Genomic DNA, 12,803 nt, shown 5'->3' on the forward strand with positions numbered 1-12,803 from the left:
AGGGACAACTATGGTAGCAACTTTACTGACGTTAATGGTTATTTTTTTAGTGCTAGGTTTTCCGATGTTAATTCCTTTAATTGCTGCACCACTTATCGTTGTCATATTTTTTATTCCAAACATCGATCCGATATTTCTCATTCAGCAAATGATCCAAGGAATATCTCCTTACGTTCTATTAGCGGTTCCGCTGTTTATCTTTGCAGCAGACATTATGTCTACCGGAAAAACATCGAAACGGCTATTAGATTTTGTCGGTTCTTTTATCGGACATCTTAGAGGCGGTTACGCAATTACAACCGCTGCTGCTTGTACGTTATTCGGTTCGATCTCAGGTTCAACTCAGGCAACAGTTGTAGCGATCGGTAAGCCTATGCGCGAACGATTACGCTCGGTAGGCTATAAGGACTCCAATGCAATTGCTCTCATCATCAATGCGAGTGATCTTGCCTTATTAGTACCGCCGAGTATTGCGATGATTATTTACGCACTTGCTGCACCACGAGCTTCTGTAAGTGAGCTATTTATGGCTGGAATTGGTCCAGCAATTTTAGTTTTCACAATGTTTGCGGTGTATAGCTACATTTATGCACGAGTAAAAAACATCCCAATGGTACCAAAAGCTACATGGAAAGAGCGATTGGTATTTACGCGTAAAGCATTACTTCCGCTAGGATTTCCAGTCATTATTATCGGGGGAATTTATTCAGGGGTTTTTAGTCCGACAGAAGCGGCTGCGATCTCGGTTTTATATGCACTAGTTTTAGAGGTCATTATTTTTAGAACGGTAAAAATAAAAGAAATCCCGAAAATTGCGTTATCAACGGGGCTAGTAACATCGGCAGTCTTTATACTAGTTGCTGGCGGTCAAGCATTTTCATATGTCATTTCTTACGCTCGTATTCCACAAATGGTCGCAAATAACGTGATGGGTGGGGATCCATCTGCACTTACAGTTTTATTTATCGTAGCGATTTTCTTTTTCATCGGCTGTATGTTTGTAGACCCAATTGTTGTTATTTTAATTTTAACGCCAATCTTTTACCCAATCGCTATACAAGCTGGAGTCGACCCAATTCACTTAGGTGTCGTTATTACGTTCCAGGCAGCATTAGGTTCTGCAACACCGCCATTTGGAGTCGATATATTTACCGCAAGTGCGGTCTTTAACAAATCGTATTTAGACGTAATACGGGGAACACCGCCGTATATTGTCATGCTATTAATTGCATCGATATTAATTATATTATTTGAAGAAATTTCTCTTTTCTATCGTTATTTCATGTAAGAAAGAGAGTTTCATATAAAAACACAGGGGGTATTTGATGTTTTTTAAACAGAAAAAGTTCATGTTACTTACGTTAGCCATCATGATGAGTGTGATACTTGCAGCTTGTGGTAGTGAAGATGCAGGTGGGGAAGGTACTTACAACTGGACATTCGTAACAGAAGAGATGGAAGGTCAAGTTCAATATGAATATGCAAAAGAGTTCGCAAACCGTCTTCATGAAAAATCAGATGGACAAATTAACATTGAAGTCTTTGAATTTGGAGGTCTAGGAAGTGAAGTAGACCAAGTTGAGCAACTTCAAAGTGGAATTGTTGAATTTGCGATTGTTTCTCCAGGATTTACTGGGACAATGGTTGATGAAGGACAACTTTTTGCACTGCAATTTTTATTTACAGATGATATGGAATTAAATCAAGAGATTTTAAATACAAGTGAAGCTTTAAACGTACACCTTGCAAATAAATACGAGGAACATAATATTAAACCACTTGCATTCTTCACTGAAGGTGCGATGCAGTGGACAGGGAACCGTGAGTTACGTACACCAGATGATTTCAATGGATTTAAAATGAGAACACAAGAATCACCACTAATTGTACGCTCATATGAGGCCTATGGTGCAGATCCAACACCAATGAGCTGGGGAGAGCTATATACATCACTAGATCGTGGCGTTGTTGACGGTCAAGAAAACCCTATCTTCTTCATCGAAGACGCGTCATTCCATGAAGTACAAAGTCATATGACGATCTCTAGACATAATATTTATGTAGCGATGACAACAGTAAATCCAGACTTCTACAATGGTTTACCAGAAGATATTCGCAACATGATTGATGAGACGGTAGAGGAAATGCGTCCAGTAGGATTTGACCTTCAAGCACAGTTAAATGAGGAGTTACTAGACTCTATCATCGAAAGTGAAACGCATCCAACAGAAGTAATTGAGTTAACGGAAGCTGAAAGAGATGCTTTTAGAGCTTTAGCAGTACCAGTTCGTGAGTACTTTGTTGACCAAGTAGTTGGAGAAGATGGCAAGATGATTTTAGAAATGCTACAAGCTGAAATTGAAGATGCACAAAAATAAAATAGTAATAGCAAAGAGACTGACTATGTCACTTTGAACAAATACGTTCAAGGCTGGCAGGTCAGTCTTTTTTTTGTGCTATATGCCAAGCTCTTCCTTGATAATTGTTGATTGGCTCGGTCAGCCTTATAAAAAGATAAATGTCACTCGCGCTTTCAGCTTCTAGTAAGGAACCAATATTCCACATTTACAAGATACCTTTGTCAACAACTATTCTAGAAAAATATTACATTGACTTGAAAGGAGAAAGAATGATAGTCTTTAGCATGTTAATCATTTAATATACTAAAGTGCTTTGGGTGTTAAGGAGGATATTTTAATGAATGCAGTCATCATCGCTGTTCTTATTATGCTAGTGTTAAGCTTAGCTAGAGTTCACGTAGTTATTGCCCTTGTTATTGGTGCATTGGTTGGTGGACTAATTGGAGGCTTAGGTTTAACTGAAACAATTGATGTGTTTACAAATGGACTTGGAGGCAGTGCAAATGTAGCGTTAAGCTATGCGTTACTAGGTGGTTTTGCTATCGCTATTAGTCGCACAGGGTTACCTGATGTTATTGTAAACATGGCACTTGCTATTGTGGGGAAAGAGGGAGACAGTCGGAAAAAGGCATTATCAAAGGCATTAATTTTTATTATTATACTTACTATATCGTGCTTTTCACAAAACGTCGTTCCAATTCATATTGCGTTCATCCCTATTCTAATTCCGCCAATCTTGAAAATTTTAAATGAACTGGGAGTTGATCGTCGCGCAATTGCAACGGTCATTACCTTTGGATTAACAGCACCTTATATTTTACTTCCTTATGGTTTTGGTGCTATCTATCATGATATTGTCGAAGCGAATATGGCGGAAAGTGGACTTGTCATTAATCGTTCGGATATACCAACGGCATTATTGTTACCCGTCGCAGGTTTAATCATTGGACTACTTGTTGCCGTGTTAATTACTTATCGGAAACAACGAAACTATAAAACGAGAGAATTAATGAATAGTCAGCAAATTTTGGAAAAAAACTACTCGAAACGCTCGATTGTTTTTGCGATTCTTGCAATCGTAGTTACATTAATCGTTCAAATTTATACGAAATCAATGATCATATCCGCACTATCAGGGTTAGTTGTCATTTATTTAAGTGGAACGATGAAATGGAAAGAGTCAGATGAGCTCGTTACTAATGGTATGAAAATGATGGCTTTTATCGGCTTTGTTATGCTTTCCGCATCAGGCTTTGCTGCTGTTATTAGGGAAACGGGGCATGTGGATCTGCTAGTTGAACAAGTAGCGGGTGTTATTGGCCAAAACCAAGGATTAGCAGCATTTATGATGCTTCTTGTAGGCTTGTTTATTACGATGGGAATTGGATCATCCTTCTCAACGATTCCGATAATTGCAGCTATTTTTGTTCCTCTAGGTGTGGCTGTAGGATTTAGTCCACTAGCGATCATTGCTTTAATCGGAACAGCTGGAGCATTAGGAGACGCTGGAGCACCTGCATCTGATAGTACGCTTGGCCCTACCGCTGGATTAAATGCAGACGGACAACATGATCATATTTGGGATACTTGTGTTCCAACATTCATCCATTTTAATATTCCATTGCTTGTTTTTGGTTGGCTAGCAGCAATGATTTTGTAATGACTTTGGGCTCATTTTATTTTTTTAGCTCCTAGAAAAGATGTTAAGATAATATTTCACACGATGATCCCAAAATGAACAGGTATTAACAAAATACACGAAACCACTTTTTAGAAAAAAATTTCAGGGAATTTGTAGATTATTGAAACCTAACAATGGGTAAATACGTCTATATAGATGTAGTATTTAATTGTTAGGGGAATGTATATGTGGTATAGATTTAAAAAGGTTAGTGTTATTTTATTTGTTCTTCTCTTAAGTGGATGTTCGTCTATTGATGAAAGAGAAATTGTATATCATTTAAATGAAATATTCACCACTGCATCGAAGCTCTTTCAAAATCATAGCCCGTATGGAGATCTGTTTTACAATGAACAGTTTCATACGTTTGAAGAAGTTAAAAGACTGTTAGATTCGAAAGTAACAGAGGATGGACTTTTTTATATGATTGATCGAATTTTTGATCAGGACGAAGAAATATTAGTCTATAAAGAGCCTTTTCAAGAGTATATTCACGAGTCCAACGTATACAATTCTACAATTAATGTGTCAAATAGTTACTATGAAACGGTCAGAGAGACGATTCTTAATCCTGGTCTTCGTTTAATTCCAGAAGAGGAGCTTCAATTTGAGGAGCACGGCGATACGATTATTGTTACTGGAGAGAATATCTTTATTGAATTTTATGATATAGATAATTATAGTGGATCTTCCCATCAATATGCGAGATATGGCTATCCAGCGAATGATGTTCTATCGGTAACGTTTACGTTCATTAGGGAAGATGACGGATACTTATTAGATTCTTTTGAGATTGAAGATGGAGAGATTGTTTCTTGAAATACAATACCAGTGAAAACATCTCTAAACTAGGTAAAGAAACCGTAAAGATAAAAGTCAATTCATAATTAATGAGGCACTTGGGAGACCGAGTGTCTTTTTGGTTTAGGTGAGTTTTTAGAAAAAATGTAACTTTTTTCAAACTCATTCGTTGTAAAAGTATAAATTTTTATAGAAGGGAGAGAAAGCTTTGGAGCAAGAGGACGTAATAGAAACGATAAATGCTTGGTACACACTTCATAGCAGGGAACTTTTTCAATATATTTTTTTCATGATCCATGAACATGAGCAAGCGAAAGACTTAATGCAAGATACATTTGTACGGGCACATAGTCATTTCCATTTGTTTGATGGAAACAATGCGAAAGGCTGGTTATTTAGAATAGCAAGAAATGTAACGATTGACTACCTTCGTAAAAAAAGAACAAAAACTATTGTGACGAACCCCTTCTTTCTTTTTAAAACAAGTAATCCTTCTGCAGAACACATTGTTACAGCGAATGAAACGGAACGAGAGTTATATTTTGCATTAAGTAAGCTAAAGCGTAACTACCGAGATGTGATAATTCTCCGTAAAATCAAAGGGTTTTCGATAGATGAAACGACTAAAATACTTGGTTGGAGCGAAAGTAAAGTGAAAACAACCTTAGTAAGAGGGTTAAAAGCGTTAAAAAAACAATTAGAAAAGGAGGGCTATTCACATGAAAGAACTGAAAGAGATTACCGAGTATGATGAGCACTTAAGGGCATTAGGCCAGAAAGCAACAATGAGTGAGGTGGAACATACGGAAGTTAGACGTAAACTGAACGACATTATTAGCAGAGAGCCATTAAACAAAGACTTTCATAACCTCAATAGTGTTAAAAAAACATATATTATTGCACTAACCTTTGCGTCGATTCTTATGATTGTTTTATTCGTTCCTAGTTTAGTGGGATTTTTGCAAGGAAATGAACATGCGGTTCCTTATGAGGTGATCGATACTGGGGGAGCTGTTGATCAAGTGGAAGATAGTAGGAAGTCTATTGGTATAGGACCTATGATAATTTTGTTGCTGTTTAGTGGCATTGGCTTCATTTGTTTTTATTTTGCATTTAAGCCACGAAAAAATGACGATAAAAGCTTCCTTGAACTATTCGGCTATGAGTCCTTTTTAACGATAGCCTTCGCTATCCTTTTATGGATTTGTAAAAAAACATTACCAGAAACTGTCTATGTATTCGTCTTCAGAGCGATAGTTTTTGCTATCGGCATCACCATATTTTATTACCTATCCTTATTTATTTAAACGGTGCCAGGCACCTTCAGCACTGCAATATTGTACAGTGTTGAAGGTGCCTGGCACTTGATTTTTTCTGCTTTTATGACGCCACGTCGTAGCCTCTTGCATTTTTCTTCGTTGCATTATAGACACGCTCGCAAATAATAGCTCCAATAGCAGTGACGATAAGGTCTTTAATTAATGGAGCGACCATCCAAACCCATGCCATTTTGTAAGTAAATCCGTCTGGAGCTTGTGCAATCGTAATGTAGGCAAAGTACATATAGTTGGTACCGAGAATATACGTAATGGCAAGTCCTGTGTAGCATGCGAATAAGAACGTTTTAAACGTAGCTACACTAGCTTTTTCAATAATTTTTCCAGTGACATATGCAATTAAAATAAATGATAGGATAAATCCAAAAGTAGGTGAAACAAGTGTACTTAATCCACCTTTCATTTGCGCGAAAATCGGAGCTCCTATTAAACCGACTAACATATAGACAGTCATTGCGGTAGCACCTAATTTACTTCCTAATAAAGCACCAGCCATTATAGCAAAGATAGCTTGAAGAGTAATAGGTACTCCTCCAATCACTAAAAATGACGTTACATTTGCTCCGATAGCCATAAGGGCTACAAACAATGGAACCATGACTAAATCTTTTGTTTTAAATTTAGATGCAGTAGACAATATGTTCACCTCTTTTGATATTTTGGTTAACAATATAATATATAAAAGTTCACTAAAGTGTCAATCTTAATTTTTACTTTCAATCTGGGAGAGCGTGACCGCGAGAGGTAGGAATTAGGAGAAAACGGTAACGAAAGAGCAGTTACGAAGCCGATGGAGGAAAAAATTAGGAGAGATTGGTAACGAAAGAGTCATTACGAACCCGCGAGAAAAAAACCTAAGAGAACTCGGTAACGAAAAGGCAGTTACATACCTACTAGAGCAAAAAACTATAGAATGCATTAGGGCGCTACTTGCTAAGGGACTCTGCCACTTCTTAATGCCAGTAAATAAATCGGAAAACTGTATGTCATTTTTCCTAATACACTTTACAAGTATTTAATAGAGGAATAAGCTATAATTAAAATTATCTATTAATCCCGTTTAACTGGCGCTAAGACTCCCACATCAAGCCTTAGAGGAAGCGCATAGCTAAGTGGGAGACGATGGACACAGACTAAGGTCGCTGCGTCCTGTGGCAACGGTGTGACCCACTTGATGTGGGCCACAGTAACAACCTGATTGTTTCTACTAATTTTCAGTGAGGGATGAGAACCTCCCACTGAAGAAGTTTCACTTTATCTTGGTAAACTATTATTTAAAAGGCATAAAGAAGGGGCTAGTATGACAAAAATTAAAATTGTAACGGATTCAACTGTAGATTTTTATGAGCAATTAGAAGGATTAGACGTTGAGGTCGTTCCATTGTCTGTAACAATTGATGGAAAGTCCTATCTAGATGGTGTTGATATCACGTCCGAAGAATATATTGAGAAACTAACACAAAGTGAGGAAATACCTAAAACATCACAACCTGCTGTTGGTACTTTTGTAGATACATATAACCGCTTAGGTGAAGACGGAAGTGAAATTATTTCCATACATATGACATCAGGAATGAGTGGAACCGTTACTGCAGCTGAAACGGCTGCTGGGTTAGTTGATGTTCCAGTGACAGTAGTAGACTCTAGATTTATTTCTGCTGCATTATCCTTTCAAGTGATTGAAGCGGCAAAGCTGGCAAAGGAAGGGAAAAGCAAGGAAGAAATTTTAAAACGCTTAGATGAAGTACGGGCCAATTCCTCGCTATTCATTATGGTCGATACGTTAGACTATCTAGTTAAAGGTGGACGGATCGGTAGGGGTAAAGCACTTATTGGTTCGTTATTAAAAATTAAACCAATCGCATCTCTTGAAGATGGAGTTTATACGCCAGTGACGAAAGTCAGAACGTACTCTCAATTAATAAAATATGTTCAAGGACAGTTTAAAGAAGATATGAATGGGAAGACGGTAAAATCCATCGGAATTGCTCATGCTGACACGGAATCATTAGCAAATCAAATAAAAACATCGTTCATAAATGATGGTGTGGCAGAAGACAAAATAAACATTGCATTCACAACGCCAATTATTAGTACACATACAGGGCCAGGTGCGATCGCTGTCATGTACTATGCGGAATAAAAAAATAAAAAATGCAAAAAGGCCGTAAAAAACGGCCTTTTTCTTGTACCAATATATTTTACAGTTTGTTCACATAAGTCTTTCTCCAGCTACTCGAAGTCGCAATGAGCAGTAAATAATGTGGATCAGTCCTAAGTTTTACTTATTTAACTGCATCTTTTAATTGCTTACCTGCTTTGAATGCAGGAGTTTTACTAGCAGCGATTTCGATTTCCTCACCCGTTTGTGGGTTTCTACCTTTTCTTGCAGCGCGCTCTCTCACTTCAAAGTTACCAAAACCGATAATTTGGACACTGTCACCTTTTGATAGTGTGTCAGAAATAACTTCAAAAAGTGAATTTACACAAGTTGAAACATCTTTTTTCGTTAACTCCGAGTGTTCAGCCACCGCGTTTATTAGTTCAGTTTTATTCATAATTTACCCTCCCAAATCTACTAATTTTACTTAGTTGCTATCATCGTAACCGTTTTTATAATAAATATACATCAAAACCGCTGTTTTATTGGAAATTTTTACTTTTTGGTTCGGATTTGGACGTTTTTTATGAAGATGACCATCTTTTGGACTCAAAAGCCAAGGAGAAGGTGCGAACAGGGTTTGACCCTTTTATTTGATCTGTTTCAAAGATTTAGGCTATTATGTAAATTTTGTCACAACTAGGCCGTTTCTATTTTAGGGTAGGCGTGAACAACCAACCCGGTGATGATTAACTTTCCAATAGAATAAAAAGGACCAATATCTTTTAGAAAACGGACAAGATTTAAGAAAAAAAGAATTTAATTAAAACTATATTTTCAAATCAATCAACCTAATAGGACTGATAGCCATATTTGATAGCCATATTTATTTTAAATTAACGAACTAAAAAAGAATAAAGCTTAACTAGATGCGGAAAATTAAGGTTATAAAAAGGATAAATTTGAAAATGCTGAATTTTAGTAATTGCCTTTAATCCTATCTCAATATTGTTTATAATAGTTAAATGTGTTTTTAGTATAATAATTTTCTAATAGTTTTTGAGGAGGTTAAGCATGAGAGATAAAAATAGAGGTGTCGTTTACCGGTCACTTGATGTGATTGAAAGCGTCGGAAATAAATTACCGCACCCAGTAACGCTATTTGCTATTTTTGCATTTGCAGTTATTTTACTTTCAGGTATTCTTTCGGCCATTGGTCTTTCTATCGAGCACCCCACAAACGAAGGGGAAATCCTTGAAGTTAAGAACCTAATGAGCGCAGAAGGAATTCAATATATGTTTACGAGTGCGGTAGCAAACTTTACAGGGTTTGCACCGTTAGGTACTGTACTAGTAACGATGTTGGGTATCGGTATTGCCGAACGTTCAGGATTAATTAGTGCGGCATTACGTGCGTTAGTGACATCTGTTCCAAAGCAGTTAATTACAGCTGCGCTTGTATTCGGTGGAATTATGTCTAGTATGGCTGCCGATGCAGGTTACGTTGTTTTAACACCGCTTGGAGCTGTCCTTTTTGCTGGATTAGGCCGACATCCATTAGCAGGACTTGCTGCAGCCTTTGCAGGGGTTTCAGCTGGATTTAGTGCCAACTTATTACTTACTTCACTTGATCCATTATTAGGTGGATTAACTCAAGAAGCTGCGGCTGTTTTAAACCCAGAGTATGCAGCAGCTATGAACTACGCTATGAACTGGTACTTCATGATTGCTAGTGTATTTATGTTAACGATTGTTGGTACGATTGTTACAGATAAGATTGTTGAACCTCGTTTAGGAAAATACGAGGGTGGCATTACAGAAACGGTTAGTAAAATTTCATCAGTAGAGAAGAAAGGCTTACTTGGAGCACTTCTAGCGTTTATCGTAACAAGTGCTGCTATTGCGCTGTTAATTGTTCCAGAGTGGGGGCCGCTACGTGGTGAAAATGGAGAAGTTATTAACTCACCATTCTTTGCGTCACTTGTTCCAGTCATTTTAATTATGTTCTTTATCCCAGGTTTTGTTTATGGAAAGATTACACAATCAATTAAAACCGATAAAGATGTTGCCGATCAATTATCTGATACGATGGCGACAATGGGTGCCTATATCGTTTTAGCTTTCGCTGCAGCGCAGTTCGTCGCTTACTTTAACGAGACGAAGCTTGGATTAATCCTAGCTGTATCAGGTGCTGAATTTTTACAGACAACAGGATTTACGGGACTACCATTAATCTTAACGTTTATTTTCGTAGCTGGTATCATTAATTTATTTATCGGAAGTGCTTCTGCCAAGTGGGCAATTATGGCGCCAGTCTTCGTTCCGATGATGATGAACTTAGGGTATTCACCAGAATTTACGCAGTTAGCTTACCGTATTGCGGACTCAACTACAAATGTCATCTCGCCACTTATGCCTTACTTTGCAATTGTGATCGCATTTGCGCAAAAGTATGATAAGAAGGTTGGAATTGGAACATTAATCTCGACAATGCTTCCTTACTCAATTGTATTCTCAATTGTCTGGGTTATCATGTTAATTGTTTGGATGACGTTTGGTATCGATATTGGACCAGGTTCTCCAATTCATTACCAGCCTTAATTAAAATGCTAGCTCTGTCAACGGTTGTTAATTAACAATATGCGTTAATAGACCTAATGATAAGTACCTCCATCTCTATTATTTGTGGGCGTCTATGCGAATGAATTTTTGCATAAGCCTCACTAGAGAGATGGCTGGTACTTTTTTACTTTTGTTTTTTGTAACTTTTTCACCAGTAATAGCGTCTTTATTGTAAAATAAGAATAAATTGATATTTTTGAAACATACACAGATAAAATCTTATAATTAAAACTATTGGAAGGTGTAGGGGGAAAAATCGTGCCGAAAGATAAAAAGAAAATCATTATAGAAGCCGCAACAAGATCGTTTTCATTATTTGGTTACAAAGCGACAACAATGGACCAAGTAGCGAAGATTGCAAAAGTTGGTAAGGCAACGATTTATACATTTTTTGCAACAAAAGAGGAGTTATTTCAAGAAATTATTGATGACTTGGCGAGAGAAATGAAACGAGTGGCGATGGAGGAAATTAACCATGAACAGCCATTTGCAACCAACTTACATCGAGCCATGTTACGAATTCTCGATTTCCGAGAACAACATTCTTTGACGATAACACTTTTTCAAGAAGTGAAAGAATTCGGTACCCCAGCTTGTATCGATGCGCTTGCTCGATTAGAAGAAGAAGTTCTCTTGTTTATTGAAAGAGAAGTTATTTATGCTTTAGACAAAGGTCAATTAAAGCCTTGTGATCCTAAATTAACAGCGTTTCTAATTTTGAAGATGTATATATCACTTGCTCATACGTGGGGAATAAAAAATGAGCGAATTTCAAAAGAAAAAATTGCGAATTTATTTCACCTGTACCTTATGGATGGATTAGCGAACTAAATGAGTGATACCTAATAGTTACTACTAATTAAAGTAGTGACTATTTTTTTGTTTTACCTGAAACCCAATTGAAAATATTTACAAAATTTAAGTTGCTAAAAGTAAAGTGTTCGAATATAATCGAACTATAAACATTTCGATTGGAGTCGAACAAAATGAAGGTTACCGTTAGATTTCATCCTATCTTTGAGTTTTTAACTAGCTTTTATGTGTTTTCCGATAAAGGCGCACAAAAAAGGATTGATCTTGGAACTAGTTGGGTCAATAAGGTAAAAACAACAGTGAGTGAGGAATTTCTTGAGGAAGTGAGTAAGAAGGAAACGAGAATTAAAGTTGTTGTTATTCAATATTACTTGATGTCACAGTCATTTGATGAACAAGTCGACATTCTAGAACTTTTTGATCAAATAGCAAATGAAGATATGAAAAGCTTAATCACGCCAGCGTATGAATGCACGGAATTTAAGGACCAAATTCCACCTGACGTAAAAGATATCATTCCACTTCTAAAAGAATGGTACGACACTTATTTTACAACGGTGGATCAGCAAATTTTAACGAACCTAAGAGCAAGTGTAAACAAAGCCGAAGAGCTGCTTAACGTAATGGAAGCTCACCAAGTCGTTGAAAAAATGACAAATGGTATTATTCCACCGAAGGATAGTAGTCGAGAGGTTATATTAATTCCACAGTATCATTACACTCCAACAGTTTTGCATGAGAAGACTATCGATCAGTATATTTACTTTTATCCAGTGGATGCAAAGCCAGTGGTTGAAGGAAGTCCATCGATTGAACTAATGAGAAAAATACGGGCTTTAAGTGATGAAAATCGACTGAAAATACTGAAGTACTTGGCTCAAGGGGATCGAACGTTCTCCGATATCCAAAAATTTATTGGGTTAGCAAAAAGTACAGCACACCATCACTTAATTGTCCTGCGTTCGGCAGGATTACTTAGTCTGGTCATTTTTGAAAACCAACAAGCTCAATATCGCTTTAGACAAGAAGGATATAAGGGAATCGAACAATTGCTGAATGAATTTTTTAATGCTTAGGCAGGTAGACTT

At 37.0% G+C, this 12,803-nt stretch carries 12 protein-coding genes; 10 read left to right on the forward strand and 2 right to left on the reverse strand.

The window, feature by feature from the left end:
• The first annotated feature begins 10 nt into the window (after positions 1-10).
• The 6 genes from GKP30_RS18380 to GKP30_RS18405 all read left to right on the forward strand — a co-directional run bounded on the left by GKP30_RS18380 (position 11) and on the right by GKP30_RS18405 (position 6,149).
• A complete protein-coding gene (locus tag GKP30_RS18380) occupies positions 11-1,288 on the forward strand; it encodes a TRAP transporter large permease (protein WP_216830931.1) in 1,278 nt (425 codons plus the stop codon).
• Between the two features lie 37 nt (positions 1,289-1,325).
• The gene (dctP, locus tag GKP30_RS18385) at positions 1,326-2,378 is read left to right on the forward strand and encodes a TRAP transporter substrate-binding protein DctP (RefSeq protein ID WP_216830932.1); all 1,053 of its coding nucleotides are present in this window, start codon (positions 1,326-1,328) and stop codon (positions 2,376-2,378) included.
• A gap of 319 nt (positions 2,379-2,697) precedes the next feature.
• Positions 2,698-4,020: a Na+/H+ antiporter family protein gene (locus GKP30_RS18390; RefSeq protein ID WP_216830933.1), complete on the forward strand. Its 1,323-nt coding sequence runs from the start codon at positions 2,698-2,700 to the stop codon at positions 4,018-4,020.
• Positions 4,021-4,227: 207 nt separating this feature from the next.
• The gene (locus tag GKP30_RS18395; protein ID WP_216830934.1) at positions 4,228-4,860 is read left to right on the forward strand and encodes a hypothetical protein; all 633 of its coding nucleotides are present in this window, start codon (positions 4,228-4,230) and stop codon (positions 4,858-4,860) included.
• A gap of 190 nt (positions 4,861-5,050) precedes the next feature.
• Complete coding sequence (locus GKP30_RS18400) at positions 5,051-5,593, forward strand: RNA polymerase sigma factor (protein ID WP_236035189.1); 543 nt, start codon at positions 5,051-5,053, stop codon at positions 5,591-5,593.
• The gene (locus GKP30_RS18405) at positions 5,562-6,149 is read left to right on the forward strand and encodes a hypothetical protein (RefSeq protein ID WP_216830935.1); all 588 of its coding nucleotides are present in this window, start codon (positions 5,562-5,564) and stop codon (positions 6,147-6,149) included. The genes GKP30_RS18400 and GKP30_RS18405 overlap by 32 nt, the downstream gene beginning before the upstream one ends.
• A 73-nt stretch (positions 6,150-6,222) precedes the next feature.
• Here the strand turns inward: GKP30_RS18405 and GKP30_RS18410 are convergent, their stop codons facing one another.
• Positions 6,223-6,819 (reverse strand): biotin transporter BioY, encoded by a 597-nt coding sequence (locus tag GKP30_RS18410; protein ID WP_407928640.1) that lies wholly within the window; start codon positions 6,817-6,819, stop codon positions 6,223-6,225.
• A gap of 660 nt (positions 6,820-7,479) precedes the next feature.
• Here GKP30_RS18410 and GKP30_RS18415 point away from each other — a divergent pair.
• Positions 7,480-8,322, forward strand: a complete 843-nt coding sequence (locus GKP30_RS18415; RefSeq protein ID WP_216830936.1) for a DegV family protein — start codon at positions 7,480-7,482, stop codon at positions 8,320-8,322.
• Between the two features lie 142 nt (positions 8,323-8,464).
• Here GKP30_RS18415 and GKP30_RS18420 read toward each other — a convergent pair whose 3' ends face one another.
• On the reverse strand, positions 8,465-8,737 hold the full coding sequence (locus GKP30_RS18420; RefSeq protein WP_216830937.1) for an HU family DNA-binding protein: 273 nt from the start codon (positions 8,735-8,737) through the stop codon (positions 8,465-8,467).
• A 617-nt stretch (positions 8,738-9,354) separates the two neighbouring features.
• Here GKP30_RS18420 and GKP30_RS18425 point away from each other — a divergent pair.
• From GKP30_RS18425 to GKP30_RS18435, 3 genes are all read left to right on the forward strand, one after another.
• Positions 9,355-10,881, forward strand: coding sequence for an AbgT family transporter (locus GKP30_RS18425; protein ID WP_216830938.1), 1,527 nt, complete (start codon positions 9,355-9,357; stop codon positions 10,879-10,881).
• 279 nt (positions 10,882-11,160) lie between these two features.
• Positions 11,161-11,733 carry a TetR/AcrR family transcriptional regulator gene (locus GKP30_RS18430; protein WP_216830939.1) on the forward strand — a complete coding sequence of 191 codons (573 nt, stop codon included), beginning with the start codon at positions 11,161-11,163 and terminating at the stop codon, positions 11,731-11,733.
• A 155-nt stretch (positions 11,734-11,888) separates the two neighbouring features.
• A complete protein-coding gene (locus GKP30_RS18435) occupies positions 11,889-12,791 on the forward strand; it encodes an ArsR/SmtB family transcription factor (RefSeq protein WP_216830940.1) in 903 nt (300 codons plus the stop codon).
• The last annotated feature ends 12 nt before the right edge of the window (positions 12,792-12,803 follow it).

This window comes from Alkalihalobacterium elongatum (assembly GCF_019024285.1).
GTDB classification, from domain to species: domain Bacteria; phylum Bacillota; class Bacilli; order Bacillales; family Bacillaceae_F; genus Alkalihalobacterium; species Alkalihalobacterium elongatum.

Bases quoted from the DNA above. Each gene is read 5' to 3' on its own strand.
- GKP30_RS18380 (WP_216830931.1), top strand. From the start codon at position 11: ATGGTAGCAACTTTACTGACGTTAATGGTTATTTTTTTAGTGCTAGGT.
- dctP (WP_216830932.1), top strand. From the start codon at position 1,326: ATGTTTTTTAAACAGAAAAAGTTCATGTTACTTACGTTAGCCATCATG.
- GKP30_RS18390 (WP_216830933.1), top strand. From the start codon at position 2,698: ATGAATGCAGTCATCATCGCTGTTCTTATTATGCTAGTGTTAAGCTTA.
- GKP30_RS18395 (WP_216830934.1), top strand. From the start codon at position 4,228: ATGTGGTATAGATTTAAAAAGGTTAGTGTTATTTTATTTGTTCTTCTC.
- GKP30_RS18405 (WP_216830935.1), top strand. From the start codon at position 5,562: ATGAAAGAACTGAAAGAGATTACCGAGTATGATGAGCACTTAAGGGCA.
- GKP30_RS18415 (WP_216830936.1), top strand. From the start codon at position 7,480: ATGACAAAAATTAAAATTGTAACGGATTCAACTGTAGATTTTTATGAG.
- GKP30_RS18420 (WP_216830937.1), bottom strand. From the start codon at position 8,737: ATGAATAAAACTGAACTAATAAACGCGGTGGCTGAACACTCGGAGTTA.
- GKP30_RS18425 (WP_216830938.1), top strand. From the start codon at position 9,355: ATGAGAGATAAAAATAGAGGTGTCGTTTACCGGTCACTTGATGTGATT.
- GKP30_RS18435 (WP_216830940.1), top strand. From the start codon at position 11,889: ATGAAGGTTACCGTTAGATTTCATCCTATCTTTGAGTTTTTAACTAGC.